This is a genomic window from Spirochaetota bacterium (genome assembly GCA_035477215.1).
In the GTDB taxonomy this organism is placed as follows: domain Bacteria; phylum Spirochaetota; class UBA4802; order UBA4802; family UBA5368; genus MVZN01.
This window is the reverse complement of sequence record DATIKU010000044.1, coordinates 103,830-119,054: the sequence shown is the minus strand read 5'-3', so window position 1 is coordinate 119,054 and position 15,225 is coordinate 103,830. Positions and strand designations below refer to the sequence as shown.

Here is a 15,225-nt window from a genome sequence, read left to right as displayed (position 1 = left end):
GTGCGATATGCATTGCCGAGCGTTCCGTGCGAGCCGTACCGTGTTTCGCTCCGTCTCTTCAATTAAACTACCCGTGCGAGAAAAGGGCATCTGCCTGGCAAGATCATGAGCAATTACGAACGGTATTCCCGTTTTATCGTCAGGTCGGTCGACCATATCTTCAAGAATTTCCTCAACGATCACACTATCGAAGAGGTCTATGAGTCGCAGTCCACCGAGGTGGACCGGAAGGTGGCGATAGAGATCGAGGGCACCATTTCGGGCGAACTGGTAATAAATCTCCCGCAGAAGACCCTCGGGCTCATAACCAGGCGGATGGTACAGAACGACAACCCGAGGGCGCTGAAAAAATATTATAATGATGTGGCCGGCGAGCTGGCCAACCTCATTTCGGGAACCTTCGCCAACCAGATGCAGTTCCTCAATCACGAATTGCGGCTTTCTCCCCCCGAGGTCGAGGAAGACCCGATAGCCCTTAAGACATTTTATAAGAACATCAACCTCTCGTTCAAGTCCTCCTTTGGCGGCTTCGATATCGACCTCTACTATAAAGAAAACGAGTAGCATGACAGAGAAGTTCGCCGATGCTCCACACAGTTGACACCGTTATCATCCTGCTCTATTTAGTCGCAAGCCTTGCAATCTGCCTGTATTATTCCCGGCGCGCCGGGAGGAGCACCGAGGAGTTCTTCCTGTCGGGGCGAAGGCTTCCCTGGTGGATAGCCGGAACGGCGATGGTCGCTACGACCTTCGCCGCCGATACGCCGCTGGCGGTGACCGAGCTGGTGGCCGAGAAGGGCATTGCCGGCAACTGGCTGTGGTGGAACATGGTGGCCGGGAGCATCCTTACGGTCTTTTTCTTCGCACGACTCTGGCGGCGCGCCGGGATCATGACCGACGTCGAGTTCATCGAGATACGCTACTCGGGCGCTCCCGCGGCCTTTCTGAGGGGTTTCAAGGCCTTGTACCTGGGCGTGTTCATGAACTGCGTCATTATGGGCTGGGTGAACGTCGCGCTTGCGGAAATTCTCGGGATCATTTTCGCCGTGGACGACATGTATATACTCTACGCGGTGATGGCCTGTATGTTGCTGGTAGGCGGCTATTCCGCGGTGGCTGGACAGTGGGGCGTGGCGGTCACCGATTTTTTCCAGTTCATCATCGCCATGACGGGCTGTGTCGTCCTCGCCGTGCGGGTTCTCGACATGCCGGCGGTTGGCGGAATCGCGGGGCTCAAGGCGGCGCTCCCCCCGCACGTTTTTTCCTTCTTCCCCGGCGTGGGGTCGGCAGGGAGTTACGCCGCTCAGGGCATCATGTCGATATCGTTCAGCGCGTTCCTGGCGCATATGGCGGTGCAGTGGTGGGCGTCGTGGTACCCGGGCGCCGAGCCCGGGGGGGGCGGCTATGTTGCGCAGAAGATGATGGCGGCGCGCGATGAGCGCCATTCGCTCCTGGCGACCATGTGGTTCAGCATCGCGCACTATGCGCTCCGGCCGTGGCCGTGGATAATCGTGGCGCTGGCGAGCCTGGTGCTCTATCCGGACCTCCCGGCCGACGGCAAAAAGACCGGCTTCATCCTCGCCATGAGGGATTGCCTGCCGCCGGGACTCCTCGGGCTGGTGGTGGCGGCCTTTCTGGCGGCCTACATGTCCACGATATCCACTCATCTCAACTGGGGAAGTTCGTATCTGATCAACGATTTTTACCGGAGATTTATCGTCCGCGACGCGAACGAGCGGCACTATGTCGTGGCCTCGCGGCTGTCGACGATCGGGCTGGTGGTTATCTCGAGCCTGCTCATCCTCGTGATCAAATCGATATCCGGCGCGTGGGCGTTCATCATCGAATGCGGAGCCGGCCTCGGGCTCGTCCTCATACTTCGCTGGTACTGGTGGCGCATAAACGCCTGGTCCGAGATCGCGGCGATGATCGCCCCGTTCGCGGGGTTCATCCTGGCCCGCTTCGTCCTCGGCGTGGTGTTCCCCGAAAGCCTGTTTTTTATCGTGGCGTTTACCACCGCGACATGGCTGGCGGCGACCTTTATCTCGAAACCCACCGATCAGAACACGCTGGCCGCTTTCTACCGGCGCGTGTATCCTGGCGGACCGGGCTGGAAGCTCATCCGCCAGGCCGCCGGGATAGCGGATGACGGCCCTTCGCTTCTGGGGCTTGCGGCAAACTGGCTGATCGGAATTCTTCTTGTATATCTCTCCCTGTTCGCGATCGGAAATCTCGTTTTCGGCGAATACGGGGAGGGGCTTTTTCTGTCGGTCGTTGCCGTTTTACTGTTTGCCCTTCTGGCCTGGAGGATCGGAAAAGGCGAAGATCGTGCCGCCTGAAACGCTTTAAAAATAATGATAATCGGTATAATGGATATGGAAAACATCGACGCCACCTTAAACGAAAGCATCACTCAGTGCTATGCCGCCTTTGCCCGTAAGCTCTCGACTTATATCTTCTTCATCGTCAAAGACAGGCATGTGTCGGAAGAACTCGTGCACGACCTGTTTCTTCGTGTTTTCGAGCGGCGTATCGAGCTCGATCCCAAAACACCGGAGTCGAAGTGGTATCTGTTCAAGATGGCGCGAAATATCGCGTACGATCATCTGCGAAAAAAAAACAAGAATGATGCGCGTTTCGAAGATATGGTGCTTGAGGAGATCTGCCTTAACGACCAGTTTTACCGCGATGTTGAAAGCGCCTATGTGGAGGGCGAGGTGATCTCGACGCTCAGGGATTCGATACTTGCACTGCCCGAAAAGAACCGTGACGTGATCACCCTTCGGGGCCTCGCCGATATGCGGGTATGCGAGGTCGTGCGCGAGACAAACCTCTCGAAATACAGGGTGAGCAGGATCGAAAAGGAGACGCTTGGCATGTTGAGGTCGAAGATTGAGAAACTGCTTGGCAACTGGAGGGTCAGTGTGCGGCGCCCCCCTGTCAGGGAGTGGAAAACGTGATGACGCGCAGGGCGTCGATGATATCGGTCGAGGAGGCGCTGAAGACGATCCTCGCGGAGGTCGCGCCTCTTTCCCTTGAGATGGTCCCGCTTTTCGACGCGCCCGGGCGGGTCCTGGCGCGGGATGTTGTCGCGTCGGTAAACATCCCGTCGGTGGATAACTCGGCCATGGACGGGTACGCGCTTGTCGCCGCGGACGCGCGGGGAGCGACGAAGGAGCGGGCGGCACGGCTTCCCGTGCGCGGCGAGGTAAAAGCCGGGATTATGGACGATATGCCCGTGGTGACGGCGGGTCACGCGGTGCGGATAATGACCGGGGCGCCGGTGCCGCGCGGCGCGGACGCGGTAATCCAGTTCGAGGATACCGCCGAGGAGGGGAGAGATGTCCTCGTTTTCCGGGAGGTCCTCAGGGGCGAGAATATACGGCGCGCCGGGGAGGATGTTTCCCGCGGCGCGGTCGTGCTGTCGAAAGGAGCGCTGATCCGGTCGGCCGAAACCGGCATGCTCGCCTCGCTCAATTATACCTTCGTTCCCGTGTCCCGGAGGCCCCGGGTCGCGATACTCTCCACGGGCGATGAAATCGTCGACCTTGGCCCGGAATTGAGGAGCGGCCAGATACGCAACAGCAACGCCTACACGCTGCATTCGGAAGTCCGAAGGTACGGTGGGGACCCCTGTTACCTGGGGATCGCTCCGGACACGAGAGAGGTTACTGCGTCGATACTCCGGGAGGCGCTGGAGGCGGACGTGGTGATCACCACGGGTGGCGTCTCGGCGGGGCGGTACGATTTTGTGACCGAGGCCCTGGAGGAACTTGGCGTCGAGATTCTGATCGAAACGATAAGCATGAAACCCGGCAAGCCCTGTGTCTTCGGCAAAAAAGGGGCGACGCTTTTCTTCGGCCTGCCGGGGAACCCCGTTTCAACGATGGTGTCATTCATTCAGTTCGTGCGCCCGGCGATGCTTCGAATGATGGGGGCGCGTCGCATCGAAAAGCCGCTGGTGCACGCGGTCCTCGCCGAGGACATTAAAAAAAAGACGGGGCGTACCCACTTTATCCGCGGCCTATTCAGCGTGCGCGACGGGTGCTTCAGGGTTTCGACCACCGGCCCCCAGGGGTCCGGAATACTCCGGTCCATGAGCGACGCGAACTGCCTCATCATCATTCCCGAGGACACCGGCAACGTTCGCGCCGGGGAGACGGTGCTTGTACAGCTCATCGACCACGGGGAGATCTGACCGTGGGCGCCAGGGGTATCCTCCTTTACTCGGGGGGGCTCGACAGCCTGCTCGCCGGGAGGCTCCTGATGGGGCAGGGCGTCGAGGTGAGAGGAATCATGTTCATCCTTCCCTTCCACGCTCCCGATTTCCGTCCGGAGGAGGACCGCCCCGCTAAGATCGCGCGTGACAACGGTATCCCGATGCGCTTTTTCCGCTGCGGGCGGGAGTACATGGAGATGGTCAAAAACCCCCCGCACGGATACGGTAAACGAAGCAATCCGTGTATCGACTGCAAGATATACTTCCTGCGAAAGGCGGGCGAGCTTATGGAGTCCGAGGGCGCTTCCTTCGTCGCCACCGGAGAGGTTGTGGGACAGCGCCCGATGTCGCAGATGAAACACATGCTCCGGCACATCGAGAACGAATCGGGCCTTAAGGGGCTGCTGCTGCGGCCGCTCTCGGCGCGGCTTTTACCGCCCACAATCGCCGAGCGCGAGGGTCTGGTTGACCGCGAGCGCCTGCTGGGGATCAGCGGCCGCGGCCGCTCGGCGCAGATGGAGCTTGCCCGGAGCATGGGCATAACCGGGTACGCCTCCCCGGCCGGCGGGTGCCTTTTTACCGACCCGCAGATATCGCGAAGGGTCCGCGATCTGCTCGACAACGTCCCGGATTTCGACATGCTCGACGTGTATCTGCTCTCCATCGGCCGGCATTTTCGCGCCCGCGAGGGCCTCAAGTTCATCGTCGGGCGGAACGAAACGGAGAACGCCAAGCTCGAGAAATACGGTTCGGGTGCGGATTTGCTCCTGCTCCCCGCTTTCAAGGGGCCGGTTGTATTCGCGCGGGGTGCGGTTGGCGAGGGCGATATTCGACTTCTGGCCTCGGTCGCGGCCAGGTACGGCAAGCCCGCCGAAGGGGACGACCGGATCGCACTGCTCGGGAGGGGGAGCACCGTGGGTGAAGTGCCGTCGGGGGTTCCGCTGGACGATGCCGTTTTAAAGCAAATGATGATATAACGGAGTTGTCGCATAACCGGTCAATGCGGCGGGGTAAAACCCAATATTTCATGGATTTTCAACAAGTTTGACAAGAGGCCGATAATCGAATGAAGAATAAGGTGGTCTCATTTCTGGCGTCGGGCAGGGGGTCCAACTTCAGGGCGGTGATGGAAAGAATCCGCGACGGGCACATACCTGCCAGGCCCGGCATACTGATATGCGACGGAAAGGACGCGGGCGCCTTCGCGATTGCGGATGAATTCGGCATGAAATCATTCTTTGTCGATCCGAAAGCGTACGCGGACAGAAAATCCCACGAGGAAGCCATCGTGCGCCTGCTCAGGGGGCACGGGACCGACCTGGTCGTCGCCGCGGGATATATGAGGCTTTTGACGCCGTTTATTATCGGTGAATTCAGGAGCGCCATCATCAATGTTCATCCGGCCCTTCTGCCCGCTTTCCCCGGGGTGCACGCCCAGAGGCAGGCGCTCGATTACGGGGTAAAGATCAGCGGGTGCACCACCCATTTTATCGACGAGGGGGTGGACACCGGCCCGATCATCATGCAGGCCGCCGTGCCGGTCCTCCCGGCCGACACGGCCGACAGCCTGGCGGCGAGAATACTGAGGGAAGAGCATATCATCCTGCCCGAGTCGGTACGGCTCTTTTGCGAAGGAGGGCTTTCGGTCAAGGGAAGAAAGGTAATGATAAGGGAATAAATTATTCTTGCCTTCGGCGGGGATGGTGTGACATAATAGTTCCCGGTCAGCCATCTCGCGTTCGGAGGGATGTGGAATGTTTTATCTTCTGATAGTCTTTATCGTTTTCGTGCTCTTCCTTCTTTCCGTCGGTTATTACGTTACCCTTATCTCGAGCAAGGACGTCTACACGCGGGAGGAGATTGCGAGCGTTCTGCCGTATATTTCGGGCTCGCTTGGCAAACTCGCTGAAAAATACTCCATGGGGGGATTTCCACTCGTGTTCCTGCTGTCGGCGCTTCTGGGCATCGTCGTTCCATTCCTGGCCAACAACCTTGTTTTCAATTCGAGCGCTCTTTTCGTCATTCTCTACCTCGTCCTCCCGGTCGTCCGCGAGCGGTTCGCGAGCACGCGGGTCGCCGCCAGCGAATACTACCGCGACGATATCGCCAATTTCATCGCCAGATACGCCGGCCTCATCGTTGTGGGTTTCGGTTCCGGCAACGGCGCGGCGCTTATGTACGTGTGGGCGACCACCAGGGAGCTCGGTTTTCTGTGGCTGCTTTTCAATCTCGCCATTCTGTGCATTCTCTTGGAGCTTGCGCTTTTAAAGGAGCTTAGAGAGGAGTAGGCCGCACTCCGTCGGGGAGAGCGTCGCCGACATGTGGACAGTATCAATATTTTGTTAATATCAAAAAAATTCAGGGCCTGTAAAAATGTTGGTTTTTCTGTTGACTTTGGCCTTGAACGCTGTTATTTTACTTGGCAATGAACTTCTCGTGCGATGTGCGGAAGGTTCATTGACCCACATCACGAATAATACAATCGAACTGGGGGGGGACCCCTTTAAATTTCCAAGGAGGATTTTCCATGAAAAAAGTTGTTACGTTGGCCCTGATTCTCGCCGTCGGTGTCGCCTTCACCGCATGCGGCGGTCAGTCTATGGGAGGGCAGGTCAAGGGTGATACGTTCGTAACAGAAGGATGGGTAACCCCCGATATCTTCAGGGTGACCTCTGTCGGCGTTCCCAAACCGGGGCTTACCAACAAGATCCAGCGCCAGGGAACCGCGAAGGAAGCGGCTCAAATCATGGCCGAGAAGAGGATCATCGAAAAATTCGTCGGTGCGCGTCTTGAGGGCGCCGCGGGCGCGGCTGACTACGCCTCTACCGGCATCGCCGTGGCCAAGGAGTTCAGCGGCGTGGTGAAGGGCGGAACGATCGTACGGGCCACCTATGACAAGGACGACAACTGCGAAATAGTGTACCAGGTAGAGCGCAAGGGCCTTCGCTCGAGCGTTGAGGGCGGCGCGACGAAATAAGCGAACCCGCAGATTACTGTAGAATCACAATACGCCGCGGTTTCCGCGGCGTATTTTTTCGTCTGTGAAATGACCTCTCCCGCTGGCTGCCGGGGATGAAAAAACGGTGTTATTGACGAATCGCATCCGGCATGAAGCGCGGCGGGTGAACGGGAAGAAAGCTTCTTTCCGTATAAATAAAAAGAGCGCCTTTCAGCGCTCTTTAGTTAAATTGTATTATTGCAACCCCGGCAGCGCCCTACTCTCCCACACGGTTACCCATGCAGTACCATCGGCGATGAAGAGCTTAACTTCTGTGTTCGGAATGGGAACAGGTGTTGCCTCTTCTCTATAACCACCGGAGAATTGTTTCTCTCAGTAATGAATGCACTTAAACGCCCCCCCTTTTATTTGTCAATGAAATTAAGGGAAATTTTTAACGGAGCATGAAAATTGTTATTTTCTGTACTGACAACAGGTATTACAACAGAAAACGGCGCCGGGCCGGTCCGCCGTGCCGGCGGTCAAGATGGGGCGGAATGAGGCCGATAGTAGTAAGTATATGAGCGACAATCGTTGCGAAAAGAACAACGCGCAGAGCAAACACGCCCTCGCGCTGACGGTTATCATGGCGGTGGCCGCGATTACCTTGCTTCTCGTTCCCCGGCCGGAGGCTCGTCTCGGCGCGCAGGAACCGCTTCCCGACTATGTCGAGCTGTATTCAAAGGGTGATTACGCGAAGGCCTACGATGCCATACGCAAGCGGCTGCTCGCGATTTACGACACCAGGGTGGAAACCAAGCGCGTTCCGACTGATTTTATAACCGCCAAAAAGCTCGAGGAACGGGTTAATATAAACGACCTCTTTCGCAACCGTGTCGCGGAAGGATTCTTTATCGAGCGTAACATCGAACTCCACACGCTGCATCTTGATGCGGCACGATGCCTGTATCGGCTCGATCGCCTTGACGAGTCGCTCAACCACTACGGCCAGTCCCTCAGGTTCAAGGAACTCGAGCCGGAAAAGGACGACGTTATTTTATTGGAGGTTGCGGATGTGTATAAAAAACGGGGCGATAACGGGGCCTATGCCCGCGCGCTCGAAGCGGCCTACAGCCTGAACCCTCGCAAGCATGAATACTCGCTGCGGCTTGGCGTGGCCCTCTACCGGACCGCTGAAAAAAAACGGGCCATTTTCCACCTGGATCGCTATCTCCAGTGGAAGGGTGACCGCGTTGAGGATCCCGGCCTGTATCTGATGGTCGGAAATCTCAACGAGGATATCGGGCGGTACCTTGAGACGGTGCGGTATTACCGAAAATATCTGGCCGCAAAGCCCGGCGACGGTTACATTCATTTCGCGCTGGGCCATCTCGCCTTTACGCGCACCGGTGATTTCGATCTCGCGCGCCGAAGTCTTGAGCGGGCGCTGGCACTTTTGCCGGAAGGCGAGATCTTCAGGCGGTCGAAGGCCTACGAGTATACCGCCGACATGGCGATGAGGGATCTCGACTTCGAGAAGGCCATACGGCTCTACGGGGAAACGATCGTTTTTCAGGACAGGATTAAAAAGCTCCTCGAGGAGAAGGACCGCGAGATCGAGAAGCTCTCTTCGGATATCCGGGGCGTAAAGACGTCGCTCATGAAAAAGCCGGACTTTGATACCTATAACCAGTATGAATTTTTTCTGGAAGAGGAGAGCAGGCTCCGCCTGGAGCGCAGGGAGCGGCTCTATTCGTATTCGAAGCTCAATTCGGGGAAGGTGCGCTGGAACATTGCGGAATGCTCCGAGCGACTGGGGAGGCTCGATGAGGCGATGCGGTATTACCGCGAGTGCATTGCGTTCGATTACAACTCTTCGAGGGCAAGGGAGCGGATTGTAAAAATACAGTTGAAAATTAGCAGGGGTTATTGAGAGGGTTTACCTGAAGCGTTTGGTTGAGAAAAAAACCGAGGTAGCGTATGTCAGGACATTCTAAATGGGCCACCATCAGAAGGAAGAAGGCGTCGGTGGACTCGAAGAGGGGGGCGCTCTTCACCAAGATAATCCGGGAGATTACGGTCGCGGCACGGATGGGCGGCGACGACATGAACGCGAACCCGCGCCTGCGCACCGCGGTTCTCAAGGCCAGGGAAAACAATATGCCCGCCGACAATATCGAGCGCGCCATAAAGAAGGGCACCGGAACGCTGGAAGGCGCTGTATATGAAGAAATCTCCTACGAGGGGTACGGTCCGGGAGGGGTGGCCATCATGGTCCACTGTCTCACCGACAACAAAAAACGCACCACCCCGGAGATTCGTGCCGCGTTTTCCCGTAACGGCGGTAATCTCGGTGAGACGGGCTGCGTGTCATATCTTTTCGACCGCAAGGGGGTGATCATCGTCGAGGGCGGGCAGGCCACGGAAGAGGAAATAATCGAAATGGTCCTCGATTACGGCGTGGAAGATGTCAGGACCGAGGACGGTAATATCGTGATCGCCGCCTCGCCCGAAGGCTTTGCGCAGGTGAACGACCTGATCCAGACGAAGCAGTACAGGCTGGTACTTCACGAAATCACGTTTATTCCGCAGAGCACCATCCTGCTTGATGAAAAGAAAGCCGAGCAGTGCCTGAGGCTTATAGATCAGCTCGAGGACCAGGATGACGTTCAGAACGTGTACTCCAACTACGAAATACCCGACGCGATAATGACAAGGATAAGCGAGGGCAAGTGAGGATTCTCGGGATCGACCCGGGCTTCGGGACCCTCGGTTGGGCGGTTATTGAGGACGGGTTGAAACTGGTTGGCTGCGGGGCGATCGTTTCCGGTCCCGGGGGAGACCTTGCCGATCGTCTTGTGAAAATACACCGGGAGCTCGACGAGATTATTTTAAATCATTCACCCGCCGTGCTGGCGATGGAGCGCCTGTATTTCGCAAAAAACGCGACGACCGCAATGGATGTAGGGAAGTGCATCGGTGTTGTGCTGCTCTCCGCCGGCATGAGGGGCCTTTCGTGCGCGGAGTACACTCCGCTTCAGGTAAAACGCGCGGTCACCGGCCACGGGAAGGCCACCAAGCGCCAGGTGCAGATCATGGTGGGAAGCCTGTACGGCATGAAGAACCCGCCGTCGTCGGACGACGCGGCGGACGCGCTGGCCGTCGCCACCTGCCATTATCTTGCCTCGTCGGGGGCCGGTGCGGCTTTCTCGGAACGCGCCTCCGGGGCGCATTCCGGGAGGTAGGAGCCTGATGATAGCGCGGATTAAAGGGATGATCGAGGACCTTCGACCCACGGAAGCGATAGTGGATGTGGGTGGTGTCGGCTATCGCTGCAGCATTCCGCTTTCGACCTACGAACGCCTCGTCGGGCACCGGGAGGCGGTGCTGTTCGTTTTTACCTACCATCGCGAGGACCAGCTTAGGCTGTTCGGTTTTTTTTCGCGGCAGGAACATGATCTATTCGCCGTTCTTCTCGGCATAACCGGGATAGGCCCGGCGATGGCGCTTTCGATCCTCTCTGGAATTAAGACAGAGGACCTGGTCATGGCGGTGCGTTCCGGCGATCTGGCGCCGCTATTGAGGGTTCCGGGGATAGGGCGCAGCAAGGCCGAGAAGCTCGTGTTCGAGCTTACCCGGCGGCTCAAACATATAGAAGTCGTTTCGAACGAAGCGGGGGCAAGGCAGTCGGCAAGGAACGAGGCCATCGAGGCGCTCGCGGCCCTCGGTTTCGACGAGGGCCGAGCGGCGCGGGCCGTGGACGAATTGCTCCGTACCGACCCATCGTTGACGATCGAGCCCCTGGTGAAGGCCGCACTAAAGAACCTATCGTCGTGAGTCCGGCATCCGGCTGATCACGCAACCTTGCCGCAAACCGGCCCGCGCCGCGCAGTTCCGTCGCCCTTACGGTTTTTCGGTTGTATGAATTGAATTTACCTGATTCAGCAGCTGCGTTTCACGGCCTCTCATTCCGCGGATTATCAATACAATTCTGTTGGATATGTCGTATGTCTGCCGGACCAATGAATTCCGCCGTCTTTTAAGCCGCGCGGAGGCCCCGGCATTCAAGGGCAGGGGAACGTCCCGTTTTTTTAAAGGGTATTTAACATAGTAAACCTGATTACATTTCCTTATAAAATATAGTATATAATACGCAATTTTTATTGCAATATCAGGTAATTAATCATTGCCTCGGTGTCCAAATTATGTATATAATAAACCAATGATTTTAATTTTAATGTTTTTCATCTCCGAGAGGTTGATATGAAAATAGAAATAACGATCCTGGGGCTCCTGATGGAGGAAAATCTGTACGGCTATGAGATCAAAAAGAAGATAGTCGAGCGTCTCGAGGATTACGTCGACATCAAGTTCGGTTCGATCTACTATGCCATCAAGAAGGCGGTGGACAACGGCTGGGTGAAGCGCGTGGGCACCGAGAAGGAGGGAGGAAATCCCGAGCGCTATATTTACCAGATCATGCCCGCGGGACGTAAATACTACAGGAAGATGCTGAAGCAGTATTTCGACCATACGATGATCCACTTCGATATAGACATCGTGCTGATGTTCTACAATTCCCTGATACCCGAGCAGAAAGAGGCGTTTATCGAGGACAGGATGGAGGCGGTAAAGGAAAAGCTGGCCAACATCAAGGAAAAGGTCGATGAGGAAATGAAGCTCCCCGAGGAAAAATCCCACATACACGTCTTCACGTATCTTGAGAATCACCTCAAAGCCGAGCTTACCTGGCTTAAATCCCTGAAAAAAGGAGACCTGGTGTCTTCGGATGTAGAGGCCTAAAAGCCTTCAACTATTTCCGCCAGGAATTCGGCCTTCCGGGCCGTGTACACTCCCGAGACCTCCTTTTTTAATGAAAGGAGGTCGTTTTGTGCGCGCTGGACCTCGAGGATCTGCCTGCTCTTTTCTCCCGGGCCCGTCGAGAGGTCCTTCTCGATGATGACGGCGCTGATCGCCTTGATCTTCTCGATATTATAATAATGCTTTTGTGCCAGCGAGGTCAGCAGGGCCCTGAGGATGCTGTCCTGCGCGCCGGTAATGTTTTTAAGATCGCTTTTCCGCAGGCGAGTAAGCAGGACATCGCTCTTGGCCTTGAGCGTCGCCGTGCGCTTTTCCCCGAGCAGCAGCGCGATCTCGCCGAAAACGTATCCGTGATCCGAGATGGAGGTTACGCGCGTGCCGCTTATCAACACGTCCACGGTCCCCGACTGGAGTATGTACATCTCGTCGCCCATTGAGCCCTCCTCGCAGATGACGGCGTCTTTGGGGAGTTCGAGGGTTGTTTCTGTGTTTACCAGCGGAGTGGTGATCCTCGTCGGAGCGGCTGTGCGCCCGAAGGCCTCGCCCCGCTTGCAGATGAGCGTGTTCTCGAATTTTTCAGACAGCATTTTGAGCCAGGGCAGCCGGCGTTTTTCATATTCCTGGCGCAGCCGCGCTACGATGCGGTAATACTCGATGGATGTTTCCTTTATCCTTTTCTCATCACCCTGTACGCTTTCCAGATTCGTGTTGATGATCTGGTTGGTGAGTACGACCTGCTCGGCGATGACCATTGAAACATTGAGTGCGACCGAATATGTGTCGAGCGAGGAAAGGAATGTTTCCGCGGGGATCTTTTTCACTTTGGAATCGGGATCACCGAGGGCGGTTTCGAGCCGGGGAAGGTTCATGTCGAGCAGGTTGTTGAGTATGAGCTCGGTCGCCCCGATTATGAGGTTGTTCCCCTTGAGGGCGTACTTGTCGGAATTCGAGACGAAGAAATACGCCCGCCCCTCGTTCAGGAGGAAGGCCGACTCCGCGGGAGTTGCGATGGTATACAGCCTGAGATAGTTCTGTCCGCTCATAGAATTGTATTGATGGTATCCAGGAGTTTCTTTTTGTCGAACGGTTTGGTTATAAACGCGTTCGCATGCAGTTTCTCGTCGTTTAACTTCAGCGTGGTTTCGCTCATCGCGGATATTATGATTATCCTGGCATCGGGATCGATCGCCTGGATATCGGATACCGCCTGTATGCCGTCCTTGCCGGTCATGGTGACGTCCATAGTGACGAAGTCGGGCTTTAATTTACGATATTCATCTATGCCGTCGATGCCGTTGTCGGCCTCGGCGAGTATGACATGCCCGCCTTCTTCCAGGGTGTCTCGTATTATCTTGCGCATGAATTTGGAGTCGTCAACTATCAGTGCTCGTGCCATCAGTCCGTTCCCCTTCTTCAATACGCACTGCAAAAAACAGGTGACGTACGGTGAAGGATATAGTGCGAATGATACGGTTTTTAACCTTTCGCCATAACACCCAAGTTGCCGGGGAAAGCCATCCAGACTCCGACAACGACCTGATTATTGTGTAATAATAAAAATACGCCTGTATTTTTCAAGCGCTTATTCTATATTACGCCTGCCGAACGTGCAATAATTTTACTGTGAGATATCGAAACAGTATGAAGACAGAATATCGCATAAAAACTCTCCGAAAGATAGTCGGAAAGGCGATTAACCGCTACGGGATGATTGCGGAGGGGGACAGGGTTTTAATCGCCCTTTCGGGTGGTATCGATTCCCTCGTCCTCCTGGACGCGGTCGCCGGCAGGCGCCGCGGTCTTCCGATTTCGTATCATATCGCCGCCGCCCATATCCACATGGAAGGTTTGGGCGTGCGGGCCGATGTCGGTTTTCTGGAAGCTTTCTGCCGCGAGCGGAACGTTGAGCTGATGGTGCGAACCGTTCAAGGGCAGGTCGATTTTTCGGTCGGGGATTCGAGGTGCTTTTTCTGCTCGTGGCACCGCAGAAAGGCGCTTTTCGCAGTTATGAAGGAGGTGGGATTTTCGCGCCTGGCATTCGGACACCATCTGGATGATGTAATCGAAACGCTCCTCCTTAACATGACCTTTCACGCCAAATTCAGTACCATGCCGCTGCGACTTCCCATGTTCGGGGGCGAGTTCGACATAATACGCCCACTCGGGCTGTTGATGAAGCGGCAGGTCTCCGAGTATGCACTGGCGGCCGGGCTCTCTCCGATCGGGGGTGAGTGTCCCTGGTCCGATCAGTCAAAACGCTCGGGGGCGAGAAGGATCATTGGCGAATTGGAAGGGCTGAACCCCGGCGCCAGGGTAAACATGTTTCGATCGATGGAAAACATCAACAGGGAATACCTGCCTTCCGGGTATGATGACATGGAGTGAGGAATTCAGCCGCCGGCGGAAGGCTTAATGCAGGATATCTCGTCTCCATCCCCGAGGCGGGTCCAGAGCCCGGCCCGCTCACCGTTTCGGAAATAGGCATTATGCATCAATTTGCGCATGCCGAGCCGCTTTAATGCTTTTTTTAGACGTGTTCCATCGCGGACCAGAAGCTCGATCCCGCGGGAAGGGTCGTAGTCGGGCAGTCCGAGGTCCCTGTTGATGCCGGAAAATAATTTTATCGTTACTTTTACCGTTGCGGGCTTTCGAAACAGCATCTTCCTGGGATTCCTCCTGCGATCAGTCAATTCCCACGGTGCGCCTCCGGCGTGCCGTGTTTCAATGGACGCTACGGTACGGTGCCGGCTCGGCGAAGTCAAGAGTATTACGATGGGGTATCAGTCGGTGTCGTTGTATCCGCATCCTCCATAGGGGCTTACCGGTCCGTTCCGATCGAGGTGTTCGGCTTCGTTATAGTAGGGAAAGTCCCGGCACATTCGCGGCCGAATCGGGTGGATTGAGCACGCGGGCAGTCCGTTTTCGCCGATTCCGTAGTGAACGCAGCGGTAATGATACGGCAGATCTTCCCGCCGGTCCTCGTACAGGAACCGCAGCATGGGGAAGATCAGGTAGATTTCCGAGAAGTTCGGGTCTATTGAGGGCGTTTTTTTCCAGTAGTGATACGCCCTCTCCAGCATATCGGGAGACTCCGCCAGTCTTACATCCTGGCAGCAGCTTCCGCATCGTTTACACTCAGCCATTGTCAGCTCCATGCCGGTCGATTCGGTAAGCTTACCTGGCAGGGCTTTTGTGTCCAGTCAAAACCAAGGGGCTTTTTGAGCCGACGGGCCGTGAAATTTCAACC

General features: G+C 56.2%; 18 protein-coding genes and 1 rRNA gene. 14 read left to right on the top strand and 5 right to left on the bottom strand.

Annotated features, from left to right (window positions below; translation table 11 throughout):
- Positions 1 to 105: 105 nt before the first annotated feature.
- The 8 genes from VLM75_10605 (at position 106) to VLM75_10570 (ending at position 7,196) form a co-directional block, all read left to right on the top strand.
- Positions 106 to 564: a chemotaxis protein CheX gene (locus tag VLM75_10605; GenBank protein ID HSV97369.1), complete on the top strand. Its 459-nt coding sequence runs from the start codon at positions 106 to 108 to the stop codon at positions 562 to 564.
- A 20-nt stretch (positions 565 to 584) separates the two neighbouring features.
- A complete protein-coding gene (locus VLM75_10600) occupies positions 585 to 2,339 on the top strand; it encodes a sodium:solute symporter family protein (protein ID HSV97368.1) in 1,755 nt (584 codons plus the stop codon).
- Positions 2,340 to 2,375: 36 nt separating this feature from the next.
- Positions 2,376 to 2,960, top strand: coding sequence for a sigma-70 family RNA polymerase sigma factor (locus VLM75_10595; GenBank protein ID HSV97367.1), 585 nt, complete (start codon positions 2,376 to 2,378; stop codon positions 2,958 to 2,960).
- The gene (gene glp, locus VLM75_10590; protein ID HSV97366.1) at positions 2,960 to 4,198 is read left to right on the top strand and encodes a gephyrin-like molybdotransferase Glp; all 1,239 of its coding nucleotides are present in this window, start codon (positions 2,960 to 2,962) and stop codon (positions 4,196 to 4,198) included. The genes VLM75_10595 and glp overlap by 1 nt, the downstream gene beginning before the upstream one ends.
- A 2-nt stretch (positions 4,199 to 4,200) precedes the next feature.
- Positions 4,201 to 5,196: a tRNA 4-thiouridine(8) synthase ThiI gene (locus VLM75_10585; protein HSV97365.1), complete on the top strand. Its 996-nt coding sequence runs from the start codon at positions 4,201 to 4,203 to the stop codon at positions 5,194 to 5,196.
- An 89-nt stretch (positions 5,197 to 5,285) separates the two neighbouring features.
- Complete coding sequence (gene purN, locus VLM75_10580) at positions 5,286 to 5,897, top strand: phosphoribosylglycinamide formyltransferase (GenBank protein ID HSV97364.1); 612 nt, start codon at positions 5,286 to 5,288, stop codon at positions 5,895 to 5,897.
- A 76-nt stretch (positions 5,898 to 5,973) separates the two neighbouring features.
- Complete coding sequence (locus VLM75_10575) at positions 5,974 to 6,507, top strand: hypothetical protein (protein ID HSV97363.1); 534 nt, start codon at positions 5,974 to 5,976, stop codon at positions 6,505 to 6,507.
- 239 nt (positions 6,508 to 6,746) lie between these two features.
- Complete coding sequence (locus tag VLM75_10570; GenBank protein ID HSV97362.1) at positions 6,747 to 7,196, top strand: hypothetical protein; 450 nt, start codon at positions 6,747 to 6,749, stop codon at positions 7,194 to 7,196.
- 225 nt (positions 7,197 to 7,421) lie between these two features.
- Here the strand turns inward: VLM75_10570 and rrf are convergent.
- Positions 7,422 to 7,538 (bottom strand): 5S ribosomal RNA (rrf, locus tag VLM75_10565).
- A 199-nt stretch (positions 7,539 to 7,737) separates the two neighbouring features.
- Between rrf and VLM75_10560 the strand changes: the two genes are divergently transcribed.
- From VLM75_10560 to VLM75_10540, 5 genes are all read left to right on the top strand, one after another.
- On the top strand, positions 7,738 to 9,090 hold the full coding sequence (locus tag VLM75_10560) for a tetratricopeptide repeat protein (protein HSV97361.1): 1,353 nt from the start codon (positions 7,738 to 7,740) through the stop codon (positions 9,088 to 9,090).
- Between the two features lie 47 nt (positions 9,091 to 9,137).
- Positions 9,138 to 9,893 carry a YebC/PmpR family DNA-binding transcriptional regulator gene (locus VLM75_10555; GenBank protein HSV97360.1) on the top strand — a complete coding sequence of 252 codons (756 nt, stop codon included), beginning with the start codon at positions 9,138 to 9,140 and terminating at the stop codon, positions 9,891 to 9,893.
- Positions 9,890 to 10,402, top strand: a complete 513-nt coding sequence (gene ruvC, locus VLM75_10550) for a crossover junction endodeoxyribonuclease RuvC (GenBank protein ID HSV97359.1) — start codon at positions 9,890 to 9,892, stop codon at positions 10,400 to 10,402. Before VLM75_10555 ends, ruvC begins: the two co-directional genes overlap by 4 nt.
- A 7-nt stretch (positions 10,403 to 10,409) precedes the next feature.
- A complete protein-coding gene (gene ruvA / locus VLM75_10545) occupies positions 10,410 to 10,994 on the top strand; it encodes a Holliday junction branch migration protein RuvA (GenBank protein HSV97358.1) in 585 nt (194 codons plus the stop codon).
- A gap of 426 nt (positions 10,995 to 11,420) precedes the next feature.
- A complete protein-coding gene (locus VLM75_10540; protein HSV97357.1) occupies positions 11,421 to 11,960 on the top strand; it encodes a PadR family transcriptional regulator in 540 nt (179 codons plus the stop codon).
- Here VLM75_10540 and VLM75_10535 read toward each other — a convergent pair.
- Positions 11,957 to 13,021 carry a cyclic nucleotide-binding domain-containing protein gene (locus VLM75_10535; protein HSV97356.1) on the bottom strand — a complete coding sequence of 355 codons (1,065 nt, stop codon included), beginning with the start codon at positions 13,019 to 13,021 and terminating at the stop codon, positions 11,957 to 11,959. The two genes, VLM75_10540 and VLM75_10535, sit on opposite strands and share 4 nt — an antisense overlap.
- On the bottom strand, positions 13,018 to 13,374 hold the full coding sequence (locus VLM75_10530; GenBank protein ID HSV97355.1) for a response regulator: 357 nt from the start codon (positions 13,372 to 13,374) through the stop codon (positions 13,018 to 13,020). The genes VLM75_10535 and VLM75_10530 overlap by 4 nt, the downstream gene beginning before the upstream one ends.
- 245 nt (positions 13,375 to 13,619) lie before the next feature.
- Between VLM75_10530 and VLM75_10525 the strand changes: the two genes are divergently transcribed.
- A complete protein-coding gene (locus tag VLM75_10525; GenBank protein ID HSV97354.1) occupies positions 13,620 to 14,363 on the top strand; it encodes an ATP-binding protein in 744 nt (247 codons plus the stop codon).
- Between the two features lie 5 nt (positions 14,364 to 14,368).
- Here the strand turns inward: VLM75_10525 and VLM75_10520 are convergent, their stop codons facing one another.
- The gene (locus tag VLM75_10520; GenBank protein ID HSV97353.1) at positions 14,369 to 14,668 is read right to left on the bottom strand and encodes a hypothetical protein; all 300 of its coding nucleotides are present in this window, start codon (positions 14,666 to 14,668) and stop codon (positions 14,369 to 14,371) included.
- Between the two features lie 90 nt (positions 14,669 to 14,758).
- Positions 14,759 to 15,121, bottom strand: a complete 363-nt coding sequence (locus VLM75_10515) for a YkgJ family cysteine cluster protein (protein HSV97352.1) — start codon at positions 15,119 to 15,121, stop codon at positions 14,759 to 14,761.
- Between the last annotated feature and the right edge of the window lie 104 nt (positions 15,122 to 15,225).